The 21,254-nt window shown below is 40.4% G+C and carries 19 protein-coding genes and 1 pseudogene; 2 read left to right on the top strand and 18 right to left on the bottom strand.

What is annotated here, in order from left to right; genetic code table 11:
• Positions 1-224 precede the first annotated feature (224 nt).
• From H6G28_RS17455 to H6G28_RS17445, 3 genes are all read right to left on the bottom strand, one after another.
• Positions 225-1,391, bottom strand: a complete 1,167-nt coding sequence (locus H6G28_RS17455; protein ID WP_190590565.1) for a nucleotidyltransferase family protein — start codon at positions 1,389-1,391, stop codon at positions 225-227.
• A 257-nt stretch (positions 1,392-1,648) separates the two neighbouring features.
• Complete coding sequence (locus H6G28_RS17450; protein WP_190590564.1) at positions 1,649-2,476, bottom strand: segregation/condensation protein A; 828 nt, start codon at positions 2,474-2,476, stop codon at positions 1,649-1,651.
• A gap of 339 nt (positions 2,477-2,815) precedes the next feature.
• Complete coding sequence (locus H6G28_RS17445; protein ID WP_190672659.1) at positions 2,816-3,910, bottom strand: AI-2E family transporter; 1,095 nt, start codon at positions 3,908-3,910, stop codon at positions 2,816-2,818.
• Between the two features lie 126 nt (positions 3,911-4,036).
• Here H6G28_RS17445 and pdxH point away from each other — a divergent pair, with 126 nt between their 5' ends.
• Positions 4,037-4,681 (top strand): pyridoxamine 5'-phosphate oxidase, encoded by a 645-nt coding sequence (pdxH, locus tag H6G28_RS17440; RefSeq protein ID WP_190590562.1) that lies wholly within the window; start codon positions 4,037-4,039, stop codon positions 4,679-4,681.
• Between the two features lie 109 nt (positions 4,682-4,790).
• Here pdxH and H6G28_RS17435 read toward each other — a convergent pair whose 3' ends face one another.
• From H6G28_RS17435 to H6G28_RS17375, 14 genes and pseudogenes are all read right to left on the bottom strand, one after another.
• Positions 4,791-5,207 (bottom strand): hypothetical protein, encoded by a 417-nt coding sequence (locus tag H6G28_RS17435; RefSeq protein WP_190672656.1) that lies wholly within the window; start codon positions 5,205-5,207, stop codon positions 4,791-4,793.
• A gap of 84 nt (positions 5,208-5,291) precedes the next feature.
• Positions 5,292-6,134 (bottom strand): FAD-binding domain-containing protein, encoded by an 843-nt coding sequence (locus tag H6G28_RS17430; protein WP_190672654.1) that lies wholly within the window; start codon positions 6,132-6,134, stop codon positions 5,292-5,294.
• A 39-nt stretch (positions 6,135-6,173) separates the two neighbouring features.
• The gene (locus H6G28_RS17425; RefSeq protein ID WP_062286916.1) at positions 6,174-6,608 is read right to left on the bottom strand and encodes a cyclic nucleotide-binding domain-containing protein; all 435 of its coding nucleotides are present in this window, start codon (positions 6,606-6,608) and stop codon (positions 6,174-6,176) included.
• A gap of 410 nt (positions 6,609-7,018) precedes the next feature.
• Positions 7,019-8,221, bottom strand: a complete 1,203-nt coding sequence (cbiE, locus tag H6G28_RS17420) for a precorrin-6y C5,15-methyltransferase (decarboxylating) subunit CbiE (RefSeq protein ID WP_190672651.1) — start codon at positions 8,219-8,221, stop codon at positions 7,019-7,021.
• Positions 8,222-8,435: 214 nt separating this feature from the next.
• Positions 8,436-9,635, bottom strand: coding sequence for an MFS transporter (locus H6G28_RS17415; protein ID WP_190672649.1), 1,200 nt, complete (start codon positions 9,633-9,635; stop codon positions 8,436-8,438).
• 927 nt (positions 9,636-10,562) lie between these two features.
• A complete protein-coding gene (locus H6G28_RS17410; protein ID WP_190672647.1) occupies positions 10,563-11,336 on the bottom strand; it encodes an Npun_F0296 family exosortase-dependent surface protein in 774 nt (257 codons plus the stop codon).
• A 367-nt stretch (positions 11,337-11,703) separates the two neighbouring features.
• Complete coding sequence (locus H6G28_RS17405) at positions 11,704-12,795, bottom strand: patatin-like phospholipase family protein (protein WP_190672645.1); 1,092 nt, start codon at positions 12,793-12,795, stop codon at positions 11,704-11,706.
• A 244-nt stretch (positions 12,796-13,039) separates the two neighbouring features.
• Positions 13,040-14,338: a dihydrolipoamide acetyltransferase family protein gene (locus H6G28_RS17400; RefSeq protein WP_190672643.1), complete on the bottom strand. Its 1,299-nt coding sequence runs from the start codon at positions 14,336-14,338 to the stop codon at positions 13,040-13,042.
• Positions 14,339-14,636: 298 nt separating this feature from the next.
• On the bottom strand, positions 14,637-14,954 hold the full coding sequence (locus H6G28_RS17395) for a hypothetical protein (protein WP_242051374.1): 318 nt from the start codon (positions 14,952-14,954) through the stop codon (positions 14,637-14,639).
• A gap of 6 nt (positions 14,955-14,960) precedes the next feature.
• Positions 14,961-15,035: pseudogene (locus H6G28_RS37390) on the bottom strand (DUF2887 domain-containing protein); the annotation flags it as partial.
• 45 nt (positions 15,036-15,080) lie between these two features.
• Entirely contained in the window at positions 15,081-15,446 is a 366-nt protein-coding gene (locus tag H6G28_RS17390; RefSeq protein ID WP_190590554.1) for a type II toxin-antitoxin system PemK/MazF family toxin, read from the bottom strand.
• Entirely contained in the window at positions 15,439-15,756 is a 318-nt protein-coding gene (locus tag H6G28_RS17385) for a DUF2281 domain-containing protein (protein WP_190672641.1), read from the bottom strand. The genes H6G28_RS17390 and H6G28_RS17385 overlap by 8 nt, the downstream gene beginning before the upstream one ends.
• Before the next feature lie 20 nt (positions 15,757-15,776).
• Positions 15,777-17,969, bottom strand: a complete 2,193-nt coding sequence (locus H6G28_RS17380) for a tetratricopeptide repeat protein (protein WP_190672639.1) — start codon at positions 17,967-17,969, stop codon at positions 15,777-15,779.
• Positions 17,970-18,361: 392 nt separating this feature from the next.
• Positions 18,362-19,693 carry an AAA family ATPase gene (locus H6G28_RS17375; RefSeq protein ID WP_190672636.1) on the bottom strand — a complete coding sequence of 444 codons (1,332 nt, stop codon included), beginning with the start codon at positions 19,691-19,693 and terminating at the stop codon, positions 18,362-18,364.
• Between the two features lie 531 nt (positions 19,694-20,224).
• Between H6G28_RS17375 and H6G28_RS17370 the strand changes: the two genes are divergently transcribed.
• Positions 20,225-20,749 (top strand): hypothetical protein, encoded by a 525-nt coding sequence (locus H6G28_RS17370; protein ID WP_313888529.1) that lies wholly within the window; start codon positions 20,225-20,227, stop codon positions 20,747-20,749.
• 44 nt (positions 20,750-20,793) lie between these two features.
• Here H6G28_RS17370 and H6G28_RS17365 read toward each other — a convergent pair whose 3' ends face one another.
• The gene (locus H6G28_RS17365) at positions 20,794-21,243 is read right to left on the bottom strand and encodes a YlqD family protein (protein WP_062295191.1); all 450 of its coding nucleotides are present in this window, start codon (positions 21,241-21,243) and stop codon (positions 20,794-20,796) included.
• Between the last annotated feature and the right edge of the window lie 11 nt (positions 21,244-21,254).

Here is a 21,254-nt window from a genome sequence, read left to right as displayed (position 1 = left end):
ATCAGAGACTAGGGACTAGTAGTGTACCAACCCAAAATTGCTACGTGGAGGTAAGCTCTTGTGCAGGGGAGCAGGGGAGAAACTTGCAGTAAGTCTTTTCCCCCTGCCCCTCTGCTCCTCTGCTGACCACAACGCAAAGTTTCCTTGGCAGACTACTAGAGATTAGGGGAATTTTTTTGGGATTAATCCAAAGTTACCAGCCCCTAGCCTCTAGCCTCTAGCCCCTAGCTGGTGCTTGTCCCCAGCAATTCTTCAATCGCTTGTCGTTCTAGAGGTGTGTGGACTGGTGGTGCTTGACGCGCATCAGTAATTAGCCAGTCTAAAGCAGCAGCTTGCACATCAATAGATGCGCCTGTTTTATCCACGCAATAACGACCAAACACCAACTTGTCAACGAGACGGACACCAGGCCCCAAACGTGACCATTCAAAGATGACGCTGTTATCTACAGTTGCGCCACTGCATATCCAACAATTCGGGCCGATCATCGCTGGCCCAACGATTTTCGCTCCATCTTCAATTCTGGTCATTCCACCAATGTAAACTGGGCCAGTGATATCTACCTTGTCCCAATTGATTGCCACATTTAAACCAGTGTAGATGCCAGGGGCGACTTCATGACCGGGAATTTGGACGTTTTTAATTTCACCTAGTAATACACCGCGAATTGCTCGCCAGTAGTCTGGGACTTTACCAATATCTACCCATTCAAAATCCATCGGAATCGCGTAGAAAGGCGCACCAATTTCGACTAATTTGGGGAATAACTGACTACCGATGTCATATTCAACCCCAGAGGGAATGTATTTAAATACTTCTGGCTCAAAAATGTAAATCCCTGTGTTGATATTGGTGCTGAGGGCTTCTTCTACTGAAGGTTTTTCTTGGAAAGCTTTGACACGTCCCTCTTCATCAGTAACGACAACACCGTAACTAGAAACTTCTTCTAGGGGAACAGATTTAGAAATGATTGTGGCTATAGACCCTTTAGATTTATGCCACTTCACAGCTGCTGTTAAATCCAAGTCAATTAAAGCATCACCGCATAATACTACAAAAGTATCGTCAAAAAACGGCGAGAAATCTTGAATCCGCCTCATTCCTCCCGCCGAACCAATGGCTTCCCCCACCAGTTTACCGTCATCAATTTTACCTTCAAAAGAATAGGCAATTTGTACGCCAAACCGTTGACCGTCGCGGAAATAGTTTTCAATTTCTTCAGCTAAATGGCTAACATTGACCATAATTTGGTCAAAACCATGTTGACGCAAAAGTTCCAGTAAAAATTCCATCACTGGCTTTTGCAAGATAGGAATCATTGGTTTGGGAGTCGTGTAGGTAATGGGACGAACGCGAGTACCCTTACCCGCCGCGAGAATCATCGCTTTCATAAAATTTGTTCCTCAACCACAAGCCAGTTTACTTTCAACGAGTAATACTTAATCATCAGTTTTAATCTCTGTTCTAAGCAACTCCTAGAATCAGGGATAACAGTAATTTACTGGTTATTGCAACCATAGCGAGAGATAGGCTACAGGCTTAACCCGCCGCAAGCGATCGCTAATATTCTAAATTTGCTAAAACTTAAAAAAATAGCTTTGGTATCTCTGTGTAACTTACATAATTATTTTTAATCTGAACTAGTAATTTAGTTTATTGGTTGTTCTACGGATTTTGGTATGTTAACTGCATCTGTAATCAGCCGAATTTGGATTTCTTGGTAAAATTCCGCTTGAAATAGTTCGACTTTAGATTGAGCCGATAACAACAGTAAAGCCCAAAACACACCAACTAAGTGGCTGTGTTCTGACTCATGGTGAGCATTATTTTGTTGTGGTTGCTGGTTTTGAGACCATAATTGTACAAGCTGTTCCAGGGTGACATAACTTTGTTCTTGAAATAATTCTTGGGCAGCATTACGCAGTAACTCCTCCAGTTCTTGAGCAACTTCTGTGAGATTTTCTTGGTGAGCTAATTCTAGCGCCTGCCGCATTGTACGGACACTAGGCTGGCGCTTCACCCGCGCTGGCTTATCAACTTTTTGGACGAGTTTTAGCTGATTTGCCATCAGCTGCAATTGTTCAATTAATTCTTGCAGGGTGACACGTCGCTTAGGCGGTGGCATAGCCGAGGGACGGCGGCGTAGCTGTAACTCTAATGGCAATCGACGCTGATGAGAGAAGCCGTTTTCCAAATCAGTTATGCCGTCATCTTCTAAAATTTCTGCGACATCTCCAGCTGTTGACCATTGCATCAAGGTATTTGCTTTGAATAACACCAGCATTGATGCCGACAAAAAAGCTTGGCCAGATTGAGATAAATCGGCTTCATAGCCTTTTGTTGTCGCCTCCGGTGCCATAAATTCTAAATAACGGTCAATTACCTCTATCACCTTGACATCCCAAGGGTCTATTTCCCCCCGTTCAGCTTGGTCAATGAGGAGTGTTATTGTCTCTAATAGCTCGGAAGCATCCATTCTGATTTCCGAATTATGGAAGGTGTGATTTGAGGTCGGTGAAACAAATCCCAGCAAGATACTCTAGTTAATTTAATTATTTATGGACAAACTAATATATCATTAGGTTTTTATACTGGTGTTTCAGCAAGATAACTTAATAGTCATTTGTCATTTGTCATTAGTTCAGAGTGCTGTACACTGAGCGTAGCCGAAGTGTACGTGCTGAGTAAAACATTCTTCCCCTGCCCCTTGTCCCCCTTGTCTCCCTTGTCCCCTGCCCCTACTCGCCGAGCGTTCGCGCAGCGTCTCCGTCAGGAGAAGTCGAGGCGCTACTCCCTACTCCCCACTCCCCACTCCCTAATTTATCCGGTCTTCTGGCGGGTCGTGGGAAATGGTGAAAGGTGAGACGAAATTACCTCCTTTGTTGGTTTTGATGGCATCAAATGTGCCTTTAATAGTGCCAGCGATGGGAACAGCCACAAGTGTACCTAACAATCCCGCAATTTCAAATCCAATCAAAATAGAAATAAAAATCCAAATGGGGTTGAGACCGATAAAGTCACCGAGTAATTTGGGTGCTAAGAGATTATCTTTAATTTGTTGCATAATCATTGCAGCGATCGCAACTTGCACTCCTAACCAACCGTTTTGCAGCATTACTAAAATTGTCACCAAACTAATGCCCAAGGTTGCCCCAATAAAGGGAATCAGTTCTGATATGCCGATAACTATGGCAAACAATAAGGCAAAAGGCGCTTTCATCACAAGAAAAATCGGGGTGAGAGTCACTATCATGAATAAGCCAAGTAGCAATTGACTCAAGAAAAATCTTTGAAAATTTAGCTGTAGAGATATCGTCAAAGGTACGCCAATGTGAGATGGCAAAAGATTGATTAAACCGAGCCAGACGCGATCGCCATACAAAAGCATATAAAATGCCAGTACAACCACCAGTACAATATTTAATAAGCCCGATAGCAAAGTCCCAGCTACACCCACCGCTCCAGATGCTAACTGCTGGACTATGTTTTGTATACTGGCATTAATTTGATTACTCAGTACTCGTAAATCTAAAGGTAAACGGCGCTTTTGGGCAAATGCTTCTAGTTGTTCTAAGTTGGTTTGACTTGCAGTTAACCAATCAGGAATTTTATTTAACAGTTGAATTGTTTGGTCAATCACGATTGGGACTAAAGTCACACCCAAAATGACAAACAATGTCAATGTCACCAACAACACTATGATGACTGCCTGTGTCCGAGTGATGCGGGCGCGTTCAAAAAACTTCACTGGGTAATTCAGTAAAAAAGCTAAAATCGCCGCAACACTAACAATCGTGATGGGATGCTTAAAATAGTTGAAAAGTATTGATAGCAGCCCAACATTGAGAGCGATAATCGGGCCGCTCAAACCGTAGAATAACAGAGTTTGCAGAGAGGCTGAACGGCGCATTGGATTTAATGCTTGAGACGGTTCGGAAAGAAATTTGGGCAACTGGCATTGATACCAGCCATGATTTATAGATATTTTTAACTAAGCCCTGTATAAGTGTATCTGTTATAGAGGAAATACATAACGATGAATACCACCATAGCTGACCTCCGCAAAGACTACACATTACAAGACTTAACTGAAACTGAAGTTGACCCTAACCCATTTATACAATTTAAAAAATGGTTTGAGCAGTCATTAGCAGCGCAATTGCCAGAACCCAATGCCATGACTTTAGCTACTGCCACACCTGATGCTAAACCTGCGGCGAGAATGGTGTTACTCAAAGATTTTGATGAACGAGGTTTTGTTTTTTTTACTAATTACGACAGTCACAAAGGACAAGAACTCGCAGAAAATCCTCAAGCAGCTTTGGTTTTTTGGTGGGCAGAATTAGAACGCCAAGTACGAATTTGTGGTCATGTAGAAAAAGTTTCGGAAGCAGAGTCAGACAAGTATTTTGAAAGTCGTCCACCTAATAGTCGCTTAGGTGCTTGGGTTTCTCATCAAAGCGAAGTTATCGAAAGTCGAGAACTGCTAGAAAAGCGAATGGAACTGTTTCAGAGTAAATATGAAAATCAAGAAGTTCCTCGTCCGCCTCATTGGGGGGGTTTAAGGGTCATTCCTTCCGAAATTGAGTTTTGGCAAGGTCGTCCTAGCCGACTACACGATCGCTTGCTTTATACTCTTTTAGATGATGGCAGTTGGAAAATTGAGCGGTTGTCGCCTTAGAAGTAGGGAGTGGGGAGTAGGGAGTAGGGAGTAGGGGTAGAGGAAGAATGTTTTACTCAGCACTCACACTTCGACTACGCTCAGTGTAAAGCACTCAGCACTTGCCGCATCAATCAAAAACGTACTTTTCCGCTACTTTCCAATAGCGGGAAAAACGCTTTAAATCGATATAGCCGTCATACTCAAAAAATGGTTCTACGGCTAATACTTCTAATTTCACAGAACGTTCTATGTCATCGCAGATATCATCAAATCTCGGACTTGGGCTTTCGGCTGTCACCACAAAATTAGCATTGTGTTCTTTAGCAAAGGCTAAAATTTCTTGGGCAACATTGCCGCGACGAATTTCTACTGGCAACTCTAGCAAGCATTCATAAATAAAGGCGATGCGTTTCAGGCTTAATTGCCATTCTTCGATTAAAGCATCGTCCCATACCCAAATTGCTGGGGCATCAGGGTATTCTTGAAATGCGGGGTTGGATGGGCTGAGACAGTCGCCGTGTATCCAGATAATTGGTTTATTCATGAGAACTGCCTTGAAAATGGGTGTAGGGGTGTAAAAGAAGTGTTTGTATAGCCCCAGACTTCAAGTCTGAGGGGTTTATAGGCTTTATTTTTTCCCTTTTTTGCCATGCTGCCAACTTTGGCTATTTGGCTTTTTGGTAAATTCCCCTTTGGGAAATAACTTCTGTTCTAATTCTTCGTAGCTACCTTCAAAGTCACAATGTCCGTACAGTGGGCATTTTTGACAATAGACACCTTTGGTATAGCGTTCTAAATTCTCGCGGTTGAAAAAATATGGTTTATGGCTAAATGTGCTGGCTACCCATTGCCAAGACATATTATTACTGGCAGGATCACCATCTAAAAGATGTTGCAAAAACCATTTAGCCCCGGCTTGCCAACGAATACGCCGCCAATGAACGATGTAAGCCGCTAACCACATCCGCCCGTGGTTGTGTAAGTAGCCAGTTTCTCGCAATTCTTGGCTGAAACTGTCGATACAAACTCGCCCTGTACTACCTGCTTGAATGTCTTGGGGTAGTTCTGGGACGTATTCTGAGACTGTGTAACCTGTTTTATATTCTTCTTGGTCTTGCCAGATGCCATCACCTAGCTTGACATACAATCGCTGCCAATAATCACGCCAGCCTAATTCGTTAATTAGTTTGGTAGCATCTTCTGGATGTTTGACGTTATCAAGTACATATTCGCGGATTTCGGCTAGACTTAACACCCCATAGCGAATGTATGGTGAAAGTTTTGTAACTGCGCCTGTAAAAAAGTTACGGGTTTTGCTGTAGGCGGCTGGGTCTACTTTTTGTAATGCTTTTTGGGCTGCTTTGCGTCCGCCAATAGTATTACTAATATGGTTGTCACGTTCTGCGGCTTGGGGAAATTGTTCGCGCAGATACGTTATCAATTCATCCCGACTAGTAAATTTACGTAGCATGAATAATAATTCAAGTGTATTAATCCCAATTGTAGAAGACTATGAATGAGTTACTTCAACACTCTCATTCAGTCTGCGGATGAGCCGTGATAACTCACGAATGATGTTGACGGCAATTTCGGGAGTTTCTTCAATTGCGTCATAAAGTTGTTCTTGTGTGAGTTCTAAGCATTCACAAGGTTCGATGGTGGTCGCAGTGGCAGAACGGGGCTGTGTATCAAATACTGCCATCTCGCCAAAGTATTTTCCCTGTTCTACTTCTGCGAGAAATTTATTACCAATGTGGACTTTAACTCTACCTGATACCACTATATAAAGCGATCGCCCTTCTTCACCCTGTCTAAAAATTGTATAGTTTGCCGGAAATGACAACTCGTGCATGACTGAAGTTAGCCGCACGATAAAATCATCCCGCAATTCTTTAAAAATCGGGACTCGGCGCACAAATAATAATCGGTCAACACTACTCAGCATAATTAAGAGTTAAGATACACCCACACAACATAATCGGGCAGTTTTGGGATTTTTGAATATGCGATCGCCATATTAACCGATAAAAATTGTAACTATAGCAGAAGGCAGTCCCGATGAGACAAATTTCATAACTAAGTATAAAGGAGGGTCTAGAGGCTGGAGGCTAGTTATCAGTTTTGGAGAAACGCTGTATAAAATTATACTAAATCAAAAAATGATTGCGACAGATGGATGGCTCAAAAGCTTACCGATCAACCCTTACCTAATCCAAAATCTGTCTTGAAAAGTTTGCTCAAGTCGGGGAACCCGCCCACGCAACTTTTCGCAAAATCTAAAATCCAAAATCCACAATGGTATTAGACTGTGTACGCTTTTCTCATATTCTCCCTTTTATTTGTAGCAGGTTTTTTCTATTTGATAGCAATCCATTGAGTCACAGGAGCCATTGCTCGCCAGCCTAAAAATTTACCAATGGGTTCTGCTCGTTGAATGGCGATGCGGGTAAAACTGCCACCAACTTTTTCATACCATTGAAATAAGGTTTGCTCGCCTTCGATGGTGACAACATTGGCGACTAAACGACCGCCAGAAGGTAGTGCTGTCCAGCAAATATCAAACAATCCGGCTGCTGTCACGCCACCACCAATAAAAATCGCGTCTGGTGTGGGTAAGTTTTGCAAAGCTGGGGGTGATTTCCCTGCAATAACTTCTAGGTTTGGTGTACCCAAAGCGGCGGCGTTATCGGCAATATATTGCAGTCTAGATGAATTTTGTTCAATGGCGATCGCTCGACACCGGGGATGAGTCCGCATCCATTCAATGGAAATGGAACCACAACCCGCGCCGACATCCCACAAAAGTTCCCCTGGTAAGGGTGCTAATGTTGATAAAGTAATTGCCCTGACTTCTCGTTTGGTTAATTGTCCGTCATGGTGAAAGGCATGATCTGGCAATCCTGGTAATCTTGGTAAGGCTGTAACGTCAATGTCAGCCAGACATTCAACGGCGATGGTATTTAAGTCAGCAATTTCTGTTTCACTCCAAGCGGCGGCTGTACTTGCAATTATTCGTTCATGAATGCCACCTAAACGTTCTAGAACAATCATTTTACTTTGACCATAGCCCCGATTTTTCAGGATTTCTGCCACAATTTGCGGTGTTTCCTTGTCGGCGCTCAAAATTAATAACTTGGCTTGGGGATAAATATAAGCCTGAAGCAAACTTGCGGGACGACCACACAAACTGATAGTTTCGACTTCTGTTAATGACCATCCCAGTCTGGCGCAGGCGAGGCTAAAGGCTGAAGGTGCGGGAATAATTGTGATTTCTGAAATGGGAATGTGTCGAGTTAAAGTCACACCCACGCCGTAACACATAGGATCGCCACTGGCTAAAATGCAGATTTGCTGACCACGACGGCTGATAATTTCGGCGACTGATGCACTAAACGGAGAAGTCCAAGGAATTTTCTGGCGCTGATCATCACTGGGAAGCATCGCCAAATGCCGATCGCCTCCGATAATAACTTCAGCTTGGGCAATTATAGAACGGGCGATCGCACTTAAACCCTGTAACCCATCTTCGCCAATACCTATAATAGAAAGCCATTTCAATGTTTTATTCCCCAATCCTAGTTTGAGAGTGCTGAGTGCTGAGTAAAAATTCTACTACCTAGTCAAGAGTCCCTTTTTGATGTTTGGTTGTGAGATTTTCTCATGAGTAGCTGACTTAATACCAATTCTCCATGAAGATGCACTTAATTTTTTGACGAACCGCCAAGAACGCCAAGAGCGCCAAGTCATTCAATAATAATTATTTAGTGGAGGCTTACAGAGATTTGATATGAGAAACTTTCTTACACAAAAGAATACACAAAGCTACTGCCACACAGGCGACTTCCGCCAACAAAAATGCAGCGACGGATGTTATACCAATTTGCTTGATTAAGAGTGAAACGATCGCAGTTCCGCCAGCACTCCCACCCAAATATAAACCTATACCCAAGCCAGCCTGAGTTACAGCTAGTTTCCCTAACACCAAGGGAATGATGCTCATCAAGACTAAACTTAAACTTATCCCAAAAGTCAAAATTAAAGCGATCGCCAGAATCGAACTATCATTTAATACTGTTAACCCCATCAAACCCGTCATTGTTCCCACACCCAGCAACATTGACTTGTTTGCACCTAAATCTGCTGTCCAGTCACCTAAAGGTACAGATGCGATCGCAGAAACTAAGAGTATTTCCGAAGCAACAAATTCTACTGACAATCCAGGTAGCTGAGTTTGCAACTTTTGGGGAAAAATGCTAAATAACAAGTTAATTTCAAATCCTGTCGCTAAACCGATGATAAAAATTAGGAGTAATAATACAGAAGGCGCAGTCGTCGATTTATCTGGCTGAATTGCAGCAATCAAAGTATGTTTGGGAGTGAATAATTGCAGAATATATGCACCCAAAACTAAAGCGATCGCACCTAACATAAAGGTAATTGACGCACCCATACTATCAAGTAAGGTGTGTAATAAAGGTGCGATCGCTCCCACTGTACCAAATATCAGTACTAAGATGGCATTAACTTGGGGTAATGCGGTTGTCGGGACAAACTGAGTTAAAAGTGCGATCGCCGGGCCGCGAAAAATAATCATCGCCATTACCCAAGCTGTCATCAGTACGGGAATGATCCACCGCATACCTGCGGGTAAATTGTAGTCAGCCAACAACGAAACACTGACAAAAATCACCCCAGCTAACAGCACTCCCGTACTAATCATTGGTAAGCGACTACCCAAACGTTGCTGGAGGCGATCGGAAATTCCCCCATTCAAAGGTTCAACCACCGCAACGATTAACCCTTGCACAATTCCCAACCAACCCGCTAATTCAACCAAGTCTAAATTTTGCAATATCCTTGGTTGATAAAAAGCGTACGCCATCCAACAGAGGATCATAGCTACTAATAAAGCAGCTAATCCCCAAACCTGTCGCCATAATATTTCCCGGTTGGTGTTGCAAGAGTTAACCATGATTCTGCCTTATACCCGTGGAGTGATTTTAAGACAAATTCTTCAAGATAAATCGCATTTAAAATTGCATATTTTAGAAAGTTTAGAATCATTATTTTGTACAATTTATCACTTGCAAATAAAACTAATTTAAGTATGTCTGGGTGAAATTACTAATAACAACTCTTGGACAACTAGCCTTTAACTATCTTAACAACATAGTAATTATGCCAGTTCACAAATTACTAGATGTTATTTAATGCACAATCTATAATATCCATATTTGGGGAAATTCCCGGAAAATATGTCGTTGAAGAATAATTTCAACTATTTTAATTTTTAACCAAATATAGCCACATTACATAATTTATATAATCCAACTGAGTATATAATCAATTACCTGAAGATATAATTTATCGGCAGAAATCACAAAAATATCATGTTAACTTAAACGTAAGTATACCAGGATTGATAACTTATATTAATGACACCATAATTATTGATTGAGTTATCTGTATTAATTACTATATTGACGATATACCCATAGTTAAGAATTCAGGAGCCAAAATCTAAGAGTCAGAATGGTGAAATATTTAGTCAAATCCCTCTAAATACGCCATATTGTTGAATCTAGCACCCAGTTTTTCTCTCAAATAGCAAAATATGGATAAATAAGTAACCACGCAAAATTAATTACAGTCATTGCGAGCGAAGCGAAGCAATCCCAGCCCTTGCGATTGCTTCATTTCGCTTCGCTCCATTCGCAATGACTTTGTGTAATTAATTATGTTTAACTACTTACGAATATCTCCAGATACTCAAAAGCGTACTGGAGAAATAATCATAAATTATGGTCTTTGCAGAAATCCTTTTATTCTAGTTGAAGTTATTGTAGATACAATTACAACTCCACTTAGCCCATATCAACAAATTTCAAATCTAGGCTGACTAGCTATTTTGTAATTTTTGTCTGCGGCGTTGGTACAAGAACATACCACCTACGGCTAACATCCCTAAAGTAACACTAGGCTCAGGAGTAGCTTGAGCTTGAGAAAACTTACCTTTACCCAGGTGAAATGTGTGGTTATCAGATTCAAAACCACCACCCCCAACTTGAGAAAGTCTGATTTCGTCAAAGTTATCGTCTTTACCGTCAGAGAAAAACTCAAAGAAGCCGTTCTTTTGGTTATTCATATTGATACCAACAACGGTAGCAATCTTATTCAACTGCTCGAAGTTCCATTTCGCTACTGTTACCCCGCCTTTAAGTAGTTCAAAAGTGTTACCACCACTTAAAGCACCTGCATCCAAACCAAAATAGTTGAAAACGCCACCACTTTTGGCTTTGATGCTGACAGAGTTATTTGCAAATACTGCTAAATATTTGCTTTGGTTGACTTCACCATTTACACCAGCCGGAGCCCATTGATCATTAAAAATACCTGTACTTCCAGGGCTGGTCGCATAGCTACCTTGAGAGAATGTGTACTCGACTAGATCGTTGCCTTTAAAATTTTTGTCATTGACATTATTGAAATCAACAGTGACAAAATTACTGTTGTTAACACTTTCCGAGAACGCACCTTCATTTGTAACTTTGGGTGTTCTGTAAGCACCTGCGGTGTAAGTCAAGCTAATAGCATGGGCAGAACCAGCATAAGCCACAGATGCGATCGCAGATGTCAAAAGAAGAACACTACAAGTAATTTTTTTGAGAGACATAATTTAATTTGTTCCTTACTAGCCGTTTCATGAGTCAATTTTGCGATTAATTTCTCACAAAACAAAGGATACAATTACGATATTTTATTCAACATATAAAAAGCATAATTTGGTATTATTATTCGTTCATATCTAAGTAAGTTTAAAGTAAAATCATAAAAAGAATATGAAAAACTCTTCATTTTTAATGAAAATCGTATAATTACGATTCAACAAATTTTTATAATTAAAAATCTCGTGTTGAAGATAGCAGTCAAATAAAGATATAGACAATTTTGGTGCGTAAGTCCTGAAATAATAAAGACGCAATTTATTGCGTCTCTACAGAATAATGTGGTATGGCGATGAAGTTTTAGATTCTGAAAGGCTATCTCCCGACAACCAGAGATTTTTCTGGCTGTTCTTGTAGATTAATGCCTGATTTTAGCTGCTGACAAAGTTCATCTAATTCTGAATCTCGTTGCTTAATAATCTGTTGTGCTAATGTTATTAATCGAGCAATATTTTCTGGACTAGTATCATCCATATCGTCATTAGCTTCAGTTAACTGTCCTTGGAAACGATAGTATTGTTTAGGATAACCGTCAGCTTGTGGTAACATCTGCTCTAATTGACAAGCTACCGACTCACTACTACCATCCAAAGTAATACTCAGCAACGGTTGTACCCACTGAACCAAACCCCAATTTACAGCTTGATTGTAATTATATTGACGAAGCAGAGAGCCTGTACCTAATGAAACTACGAGAATATCATTGATAGTCAGGGGTTTTTTGTCAGGGTTTTGGGGATCAGGTCTAGCAGATGAAATTAAAGCTTCCATAATTGCCAAAGATGTAGGATTATTGGCAAATACACCACCATCCACTAAAGCATAGTAACCGCTTTTCTCGCCGACAGTATCAATTTTATAAGGTTTGAAATAAGTTGGTGCAGCAGAAGTAGCCATTCCTGCTTGCTTCATAGTGTAACCATCACAAATTTTGCGGAAGTTTTCGCCTAATTTTTGGTTTTTGACATTATTGACAAAGAAAATCGGCATCCGTAATTCAATATCATAGCTAGTAATAAACAAGTCAGTTAGTGCTTTCTTGAGGGCAGTATCTTGCAAATATTCTGTTAAAACTTCGTCTCTGCCTTTGGAAGAATATTTGGCCTTGACAATATCATCAAGTTTGAAAGTTTTTGCTAGTGTAGATTCAGCAAAAATCCGCTTTCCTTCTTTGCGATAGATATTATTTAAATCTTCCGCCTTAAAATGTGGTTGATTGGGATGATGGGGATGAGGCTTGGTTAAACCAGCAGATAAAATCCCCCCTGTAGAGGTTCCAGCAATTAAATTAAATAACTGACAAATTGGTTTACCTGCACGTTTTTCAATTTCCGCCAGAATAATTCCTGGGATGATACCGCGAATACCACCGCCATCAATCGACAATATTTTGTAGCGATAAGCCATATAAACTCCTTTTTTGGCTGTTTTTTGCGAATCAAGCAGCCAAACTATCTGTAGATGTCTCCCATAATATAGTTGCTATAAATACTATGCGTCCAGTATTATTTCTAACCGTTAACATAAAAACAGAGACCTGAATTATTCAATAATCCAAGTCTCTATTTTTGATTTTATTAATTCAGTGTTATCGGTCAGAGGATCATAAATTCAGGCACAAATCTCAAATTCTTCTGCCTGCTGTCATAAGTTACAGTGTTAAAGATTGGGCGTTAGTTTCAATCAACTTCGCCAAGTCTTGCAGGAAGGCGGCGGCGTGAGCGCCATAAATAATGCGGTGGTCACAGGTGATATTAACCTGCATTTGTTGGCGTACACCAAACAAACCATCAGCAGTAGCAACTAGTTGGGGACGAGCCGCACCGATCGCCAGAATTGAACCTTGTCCTGGTGGTAAAATTGCATCAAAAGTATCGACACCAAACATCCCCAAGTTAGACAGGGTAAACGTACCACTGTTGTATTCATCTGGTTGTAATTGTTTGGCGCGAGCGCGGTCTACTAAAGATTTCCAATTGCGTGAGAGAGAATAAATATCTATCATGTCTGCATTCCGCAATACAGGTGTTATCAATCCTCCGTCATCCATTGCCACAGCGACAGAAATATTAATATCAGAATGGTAGACAATTCCTTGCTCAGAATAGCTGGCGTTGATTAAGGGATGTTTTTGTAATGTGACTGCAACAGCTTTCGCCAGTAGCGCAGTCATGGTCACGCCTTTTGATTTAATTTGTTTGTAAAGCTTATCTAAACCATCGGTGGTAATGGTGTAGCCGACACGGAAAACAGGTACAGCTAAACTCGCAACCATACCCCGTACTACAGCATTTTGCAGAGTCGTGAAAGGTACAACTTGACCAGAAACTGCACTGCTGGCGGCGGCGGGAACTGGTGCGGGTGCTGCTGGGGCTGGTGCTGCTGGTTGAACTGGTGCAACAGTTGGTGCAGGGGTTACGGGGGCTGCTGGTTTAGCCTTACCTACTACAGCTTCCACATCCTCAGCCACAATACGACCGTAGGGGCCACTACCTTTGAGGCTAGTTAAATCAACTTTTAATTCTTTTGCTAACTTGCGGGCGCGGGGGGAAGCGACGAGTCTACCTTCTTTGTGGTTCGAGCCGTTACCGTTTTGAGCGGCTGTGGGTGCGCCGACAGAGGCTGTTGCTGGTACTTTTTCAGGCGCAGGAGTCGTCGCCGCAGTGCTACCGGAATTAGCGAGAGATTTTGCGGCTTCAATTTCTGCTTCAGTTTCAGCTACATAAGCGATCGCACTACCTACAGCCGCAGTGCCACCAGCATCTACAATGATGTGAGCTAGATAACCTTCATAAAAGGTTTCTACATCCATGTCTGCCTTATCTGACTCGACAACCACCACTGTCTCGCCCTTTTCCACTTTATCCCCTGGCGATTTTACCCAAGAAACAATTTTACCTTCGGTCATGGTGGAACTAAGCGCCGGCATGAATATTTCGTGAATGCTCATATATGGTGGTTTCAGAATCGATAAATAATTTATGGACTTTAACAGCTTTTGCCAGATCGAATTGTATCTTGGCTAGAGAGTTTTAGACTTTCTATTTTATGTCACCGCGCAGTCAACAATATCTGGACGGTGCTGAAAATTATTAATTCTCGCCTATTGTTGCAGCGCACAGCCGAGCTTTGGGAAACTGACCGGGGTTGCACCAATGGTCTGAAGTCGCGCACCAATGAGGGAGTCGGGGCTTCCTCAATTCCCCCTGCACCCTACACCATACCCCTTGTCCTCTTATTGACCAGCTTTATGATTGCTCACCTGCTACATTTCTAATAACTTCCACATCTAACTCTAATATCTCCGCTACTTCTTCTACACTCATTCCACGTTGCAGCAGCTTGGCAATCATTTCTGTTTTAACTTCTGCCTTGAGTTCTTGCTTAACTTCTTGTTTGAGTTCTTGCTTGACTTCTTCTCTAACTTCTGCCTTTACTTCTTGTTTAACTTCTTCCCTAGCTTCTGCCTTGAGTTCTTCTTTGACTTCTTGTTTAACTTCTTCTCTAGCTTCTTCTTTTAACTCTTGATATACTCTTGTACCTCTAATTAATTCCAAACTTAACATTGCCTTTATCTCCTCCCTGCTCAAATTAGGAAACTTATTAACAAGAATCGCCTCTATTAATTCTAAAATTTTTCTTTGGATGGCTGTATCTTTACTTAATAAAATAAATGATAGTTGCTTTTAATTTCAGTTTTTGTTTTCAGGATCGTAATCAACACAAAGAAATAAGGCAATCAGTAATTCTTCCATAACGGCTGCTGATACTTTTCCTAAACACCGAACAAATCGCTGAGTTGTTACACTACGGACTTGCAAAACATTACCTGCTGAGTTTGTATCTAAGCCATTTTCATCAGTTTGCTGAATGGGAATCATGAAAGGGCGATTTTGGAATTTAGGTTGCCATGTTGCTACCGGAATAATAATTCGCATGGCTATAGAACTGAAAATATCAGAACTAATCACAACAGCAGGGCGAGTTTTTTGGATTTCCTGTCCTCTGGTGGGATCGAGTTGTACTAGCCAAATTTCACCTTTTTTGGGATTAGTCATCTTCTATCTCCCAATCTTCGCCGTCTAAAACCGAAAACTCAGTTAATTCAGTGTCAGTTAAAAAATCTTCGGCTGTGGCTGCAATAAAAGGTTCTAGGATTTTGTGCCGTTCTGCTATTGGTAGCCTAGCAATTTCTTGGAGAGATAAACGTTTTTGTGGTTTGGATACAGCTTCATTCACTAAATGCTTTTGATTGGCAGTTTTCTGCACAAGAAATTCTACGAAATCTAACACTTCTTGTTGCTTGTCATGGGAGAGACTTCGGAGACTTTCTAATATAGCTTGTTCAATATCGATTGTGTCTGACATATTTTTTAACTGCTCAGTAGCTAACCTTGAATTAATGCTTGAAAACTTTTATCATGTCGAATATTATCAAAATCAGAGTCAGTTTTTGCCATTTCTCGATATTCGTCAGGATTGAGATTAATTGCTTGTTGTAGATTTTCTAATGTCTGCTCAATATTACCTTGAATTGCATAACAGCCAGCTTTGTTGTACCAAGCTTCGTGGTAATCAGGTTTAATTTCTAAAGCTTTGTTATATGAGGCGATCGCTTCTTCATAGCGTCCTAAATTCCGTAGTGCAATCCCCCGATTGTGCCAAGCTTCGTGTAAATCAGGTTTAATTTCTAAAGCTTTGTCTAAAGATGCGATCGCTTCCTCATTGCGTCCTAAATTCTCTAGCACATACCCTCGGTAGTTCCAAGCATAATGGAAGTCATCATTAATTTCAAATTCCAAAGCTTTATCTAGGCTAGTGAGTGCTTCTTCATATTTGTCTAACGCAGAAAGTACTATACCTCGCCACTTCCAAGAATAATAGTCATCAGATTTAAATTCAAAAGACTTATCAATACTAGTAAGTGCTTCTTCATAGCGCCCTAAATTCTTGAGTGCAATCCCCCGATTGTGCCAAGCTTCGTGTAAATCAGGTTTAATTTCTAAAGCTTTATTGTATGAGGCGATCGCTTCTTCATTGTGTCCTAAATTCCGTAAAGCTTGTCCTCTACCAAACCAAGCATAGTGGTCATCCGGTTTAATTTTTAATGTTTGTTCATAGGAAATGATAGATTCTTCATACCGTCCTAAATTATTCAGTATGTAGCCATACCAGTTCCAAGCATAGTGGTAATCTGGTTTAATTTCTAAAGCTTTTTCTAAAGATGCGATCGCTTCCTCATTGCGTCCTAAGTTCTCTAGCGCAATCCCCAGATTGTGCCAAGCATCGTGGTGATCAGGTTTAATTTCTAAAGCTTTGTCTAAAGAGGCGATCGCTTCTTCATAACGTCCTAAATTACGTAACGCATAGCCCCGATTGTTCCAAGCTAGGTGGTCATCAGGTTTAATTTCTAAAGCTTTTTCTAAAGAGGCGATTGCTTCTTCATAGCGTCCTAAATTATTCAGTATGTAGCCACACCAGTTCCAAGCTAGGTGGTAATCTAGTTTAATTTCTAAAGCTTTTTCTAAAGATGCGATCGCTTCCTCATTGCGTCCTAAGTTCTCTAGCGCAATCCCCCGATTGTACCAAGCTAGGTGGTCATCAGGTTTAATTTCTAAAGCTTTGTCTAAAGAGGTGATCGCTTCTTCATAGCGTCCTAAATTACGTAACGCATAGCCCCGATTGTTCCAAGCTAGGTGGTCATCAGGTTTAATTTCTAAAGCTTTGTCTAAAGAGGCGATTGCTTCTTCATAGCGTCCTAAATTATTCAGTATGTAGCCATACCAGTTCCAAGCTAGGTGGTCATCAGGTTTAATTTCCAAAGCTTTGTCTAAAGAGGCGATCGCTTCTTTATAACCTTGTACAGCAGAATGCAATCTTCCGAGCTTAAACAGTAATTCACATTGTCGTTCATGTGTTTGATTATCTTCTGCAATTAATTCTTGAATTCTGAGTATTTCCTTTGTTCTTTCCTCTGGCGTGAGAGTGAGATATTTCTCATAATCTGCCTCCTGAATAACCCGCGATGATTCTTGTTCTAAAGTTTCAGAATCCAAAGGAAATTCAAACAAACCAGAACGCCAATCAAAAAAGTCTGGCGCACGTTGAATGAAATATTTAATTGCAAATATCGGTAGCAAGAACACAAAACAGATATTAAAGTTTTCCTTTAAGCGTTCTCGTTGTTGGTTCAGGTTAATTAAAACAGGCGGTACACCTTTCCAACTGTATGTATAAATATCTTTACTCTGCCAACCATGTAAGCTTTTGCATTCTTCATATTCATAAAATGAATGTTCTAAACCTGTAATAAATAGAATATTTATTACGGGTTTATTATCTAAATTATCAATAATTTCATATAAATTATTTACTGCTTTCTCAAGTCGCAAAACTTGAATATTTTTATTACTAATATCTGTTTGTACCTTGGTAATTAACTGCTCACCCCCAGCCGGAGAGCAACGCACAAATAATAAGCCAAATCCTTCTGTAAAATTAAGCGTACGCACTAAGGCTTGATATTCTTCTTCTGCTTGTGATGGTAAATCCTGATCCCAATCAGTTAGTTCTAGTGACATAGTTTTAACTGTTTGATGCTTGATAGTTTCAGAGCATGTTTTAAAAATTCTATGTTCTGGTTTTAATCCTATTAATCCCTTCTTGGAAAGGCTGCGGTGCAAACATAAGTCTAATTACCCCCCTTAATCCCAGGGCTGTTTCATTCGCTTTGATCAGGATTTTGTCAAGAGTATCATCCAAAAATTTTAGGGAGTTGGTAATCGACAAATTACTGCTTTAACCAGTAAATTTAAGTGCGATCGCCAGGCTCATGAGTAAATAAAATTTTTGAATCACCTGATTTTTTTGCTTGATACGCTTGTAAATTAGAGACTTTTAGGGAACGAAACAGCCCTGCTTTACAAGGGGAGGGTTAGGGTGGGGTAAAAATATTTAACAGTGTTGCATTCATCTATCCCGGATACAATCGATTAAAGGTGTCTTGAAATTCTTTAATTCCCTTAATCAGAGGATGAATATCATACCAAACTTGACTTTCTCCATCTCCATTTAAATAACGATATTCTAAAATACAGCGATTAAATAATAAATCTCGATACAGTGAATCATTTACTATCTCTTTAGAATAATGCACAGTTGCTAGTGCTTCCCATTGATTAGCAAAAACTGTATTGCGATAAGTATTCCGCAACTCGCTAACAGAACGCAGTAAAGCTCTAGTCGGAATGGGTAAAGAGTTAGTGTATTTAATCGCCTCCTTCATTAATAATAATAAATTTCTCACATGACCTCCACTCATTAAGCATAGTCTTTCTAATGCTCCTCGCTCCTCAAACATATCAACAATAGATAAACTAGGGTCTATCAAATTCAGGCGTTTTTGTAAAATTTCTATAACTTTATTAATACCCCTTTGGTATGATTGATTATCAGGTGTTTGCACCATAATCATGGGCAATACCTGAGTACTACCATAGGTATTAGCGAGGTCGGCGGCGCGATTAGAATATAGTAAAGAAATTGGTACTGTGTACAGTAAATGACAATCTAAAGCTTGGAGTTGTTCGCTCCGGTCAAGAAAAATTTGGTCGTGATTGCTGCGTCCATCTTCTTGCGGTATGGGTACAATTCGGTCTAAGTTATCAGCAATTAATACTAGTTGAGAATATCCTGAAGGTAAGTGCTTTTTAGCATCTTGAATAAACTCATTTAACGCCGCAATTAAAGTAACTGTATGGGGGTTAATCTGTTCTCGAATTTTTTGGCGTTGAGTGGGTTCTGTTCGCAAATTTGCTGTTAATTTAGCAAATTGAGAAATCTGAGCTTCGATACTTAGACTTTCTAAAGAAACTTTAGTTAGTGCTAAATCTTTTAAATCTTGCCAACGTTCTTGTAACCAATTCAACAAAACAGTTGGAGGAGTGCTATCTTTTAATGCTTCTACTAAGTGGCGGGTACAAGCTAACAAAATATCAGTATATTGAGCATCTTCTGGGTCAATATCTTCTTCATCGGCGGGAAAATAAACTACAAAGCAACCTTCGTCATCTAAAAATTTCTGTAAACGCAGCAGTTCTGTAGACTTCCCCGCACCTCGATGACCTGCATACAGTTGCGAGGTCATTCTGTCTGAGTATAAAATCTCTCTGCCGATTTCTACTAATATATCGCCGTCGCCCCGCACTTCTGAACAATCAACATAAGCCGGATCTCCTGCGGGTAAAGGTCGGAACGGGTCAAAAACATTATATATCCGCTTTAAAAGCGCAAAATTCGAGGTCATAAAGATGAGTCACTGAATTTAGCGTCATATTATCGCAAATTTGCGGAGATAGATAGGTTAGTAAATCTTACAGCAGATTCGATGTTTATGAGGTACAGCAACTGATTGGAAAAAGTAATGAGTATTAAGTAATGAGTAACGAGTCAGAAATTTATTTATTACTCATTACTTAATACTCACGGTGTACCTCGCTTGCTTCAAAAGTGCTGTAAGTAGCCAGATGATGGTGCGTGAGGCGCTGGTATATAGTTTTGGTGATGAATGAGCTACACAGTCTGCGCCTCACACACCCTACAGGAATTAATCTTTTAGTATTTGTGGATAAATGTTTACAGGAACTTTCAGGTGCAATAAGAGTCCGTCTGTATTGCTTTTTGACAACTTGAGCGAAGTCGAAATGCGTCTTCTAGATAATTATGTAAACTTACTTATCAGGATTTTGTTCTTAGGGACGTGTATAGGATCAATGGTTTAACTTGAATTTAAAATTCAGAATTAACAATTAGTTCTGTAGGAAATTTTTGTAAGCTTATGCTGTCAGGCAAGTGGAAGTTTCTGAGGATTTTATTACTCAGTATTTTTATTACTGCTGCTACTAGTGTTTATATCACTCAACATCAACCTCCGGCAACAGTTATTAATACTGAAAATCCCGAAAAAGAACAATTTTCAGTGATACAACATTCTGAAAATCATCTGGTTTATCCAGAGCGAGTTAACTATAAATCTATACCATTAACAAGTCTTAATTCGGCTCTGCAAGGGAGTGACCCCAAAACTCTGGCGTTAAATGCGATTGAAGATGTGGAGGAAGTGAAAGGAACACGTAAGGTTGAAGTGATTTATCCGCAACATAATCAAGCTTTAGTGACAATTACACATATTCCCCAAAACAGTGCTGCTGTAACGGCGATTAAATATCGGGTGGAAATGAATACTTTTGGCCGATCGCTTTTAGTTAGTTCTCCGCCTGTCTGGGAAATTATCTGGGCTGGCTCCCAGATACAATGTAAATCTGGGAGTCGCCAAAGTAAAAGTCTGAAGTGTGAAGTATGAAGTATAAAATTTTCAGATTTCATACTTCATATTTCACACTTTATTTAGATATCTCCGCGAATATCTTCAATAATGCCGTCACGGATGACGATTTCAACTTGCATTTTGCTAATTAAGTTATCACCTTTTTCGACACGGAAAAATCCTTCCATTTGAAATTGGTTAACTTCTTGATCTAACTCCAGCAGTTGTACTTGCTGAAGGTTTTGCAGCATTTGGTTTTTCTGCTCTAGGAATTCGCTTTTCTTTTGATTAACTTGCAGTTGGATGTTGTCGATTTGTTGCAGAGTTTGGGGGCTAGGTGGTTGGATACTTTGCTTTTGAATGGCTGCGATCGCTCTTTGTCCTTCGAGGTCTAGTTGCTGCAATTGCTGATCAAGTTGATTGATCTGGGCTTGTAATTGCTGTTGTACTTCCTCTTTCCACAAAGGAGTTACAATCACTTTGACATTGACGATGCGCTTCAAAAGTAGTTGGGGGTTGGAAAGATCCATATTTCGCGTTC

It is taken from the genome of Nostoc sp. FACHB-190 (assembly GCF_014696905.1).
Taxonomy (GTDB): domain Bacteria; phylum Cyanobacteriota; class Cyanobacteriia; order Cyanobacteriales; family Nostocaceae; genus Nostoc_B.
The sequence above is the reverse complement of the archived record's forward strand: the minus strand, read 5'-3'. Positions and strand labels throughout refer to the sequence as shown.

Bases quoted from the DNA above. Each gene is read 5' to 3' on its own strand.
- H6G28_RS17455 (WP_190590565.1), bottom strand. From the start codon at position 1,391: ATGAAAGCGATGATTCTCGCGGCGGGTAAGGGTACTCGCGTTCGTCCC.
- H6G28_RS17450 (WP_190590564.1), bottom strand. From the start codon at position 2,476: ATGGATGCTTCCGAGCTATTAGAGACAATAACACTCCTCATTGACCAA.
- H6G28_RS17445 (WP_190672659.1), bottom strand. From the start codon at position 3,910: ATGCGCCGTTCAGCCTCTCTGCAAACTCTGTTATTCTACGGTTTGAGC.
- pdxH (WP_190590562.1), top strand. From the start codon at position 4,037: ATGAATACCACCATAGCTGACCTCCGCAAAGACTACACATTACAAGAC.
- H6G28_RS17435 (WP_190672656.1), bottom strand. From the start codon at position 5,207: ATGAATAAACCAATTATCTGGATACACGGCGACTGTCTCAGCCCATCC.
- H6G28_RS17430 (WP_190672654.1), bottom strand. From the start codon at position 6,134: ATGCTACGTAAATTTACTAGTCGGGATGAATTGATAACGTATCTGCGC.
- H6G28_RS17425 (WP_062286916.1), bottom strand. From the start codon at position 6,608: ATGCTGAGTAGTGTTGACCGATTATTATTTGTGCGCCGAGTCCCGATT.
- H6G28_RS17415 (WP_190672649.1), bottom strand. From the start codon at position 9,635: ATGGTTAACTCTTGCAACACCAACCGGGAAATATTATGGCGACAGGTT.
- H6G28_RS17410 (WP_190672647.1), bottom strand. From the start codon at position 11,336: ATGTCTCTCAAAAAAATTACTTGTAGTGTTCTTCTTTTGACATCTGCG.
- H6G28_RS17405 (WP_190672645.1), bottom strand. From the start codon at position 12,795: ATGGCTTATCGCTACAAAATATTGTCGATTGATGGCGGTGGTATTCGC.
- H6G28_RS17400 (WP_190672643.1), bottom strand. From the start codon at position 14,338: ATGAGCATTCACGAAATATTCATGCCGGCGCTTAGTTCCACCATGACC.
- H6G28_RS17395 (WP_242051374.1), bottom strand. From the start codon at position 14,954: ATGTTAAGTTTGGAATTAATTAGAGGTACAAGAGTATATCAAGAGTTA.
- H6G28_RS17390 (WP_190590554.1), bottom strand. From the start codon at position 15,446: ATGACTAATCCCAAAAAAGGTGAAATTTGGCTAGTACAACTCGATCCC.
- H6G28_RS17385 (WP_190672641.1), bottom strand. From the start codon at position 15,756: ATGTCAGACACAATCGATATTGAACAAGCTATATTAGAAAGTCTCCGA.
- H6G28_RS17380 (WP_190672639.1), bottom strand. From the start codon at position 17,969: ATGTCACTAGAACTAACTGATTGGGATCAGGATTTACCATCACAAGCA.
- H6G28_RS17375 (WP_190672636.1), bottom strand. From the start codon at position 19,693: ATGACCTCGAATTTTGCGCTTTTAAAGCGGATATATAATGTTTTTGAC.
- H6G28_RS17370 (WP_313888529.1), top strand. From the start codon at position 20,225: ATGCTGTCAGGCAAGTGGAAGTTTCTGAGGATTTTATTACTCAGTATT.
- H6G28_RS17365 (WP_062295191.1), bottom strand. From the start codon at position 21,243: ATGGATCTTTCCAACCCCCAACTACTTTTGAAGCGCATCGTCAATGTC.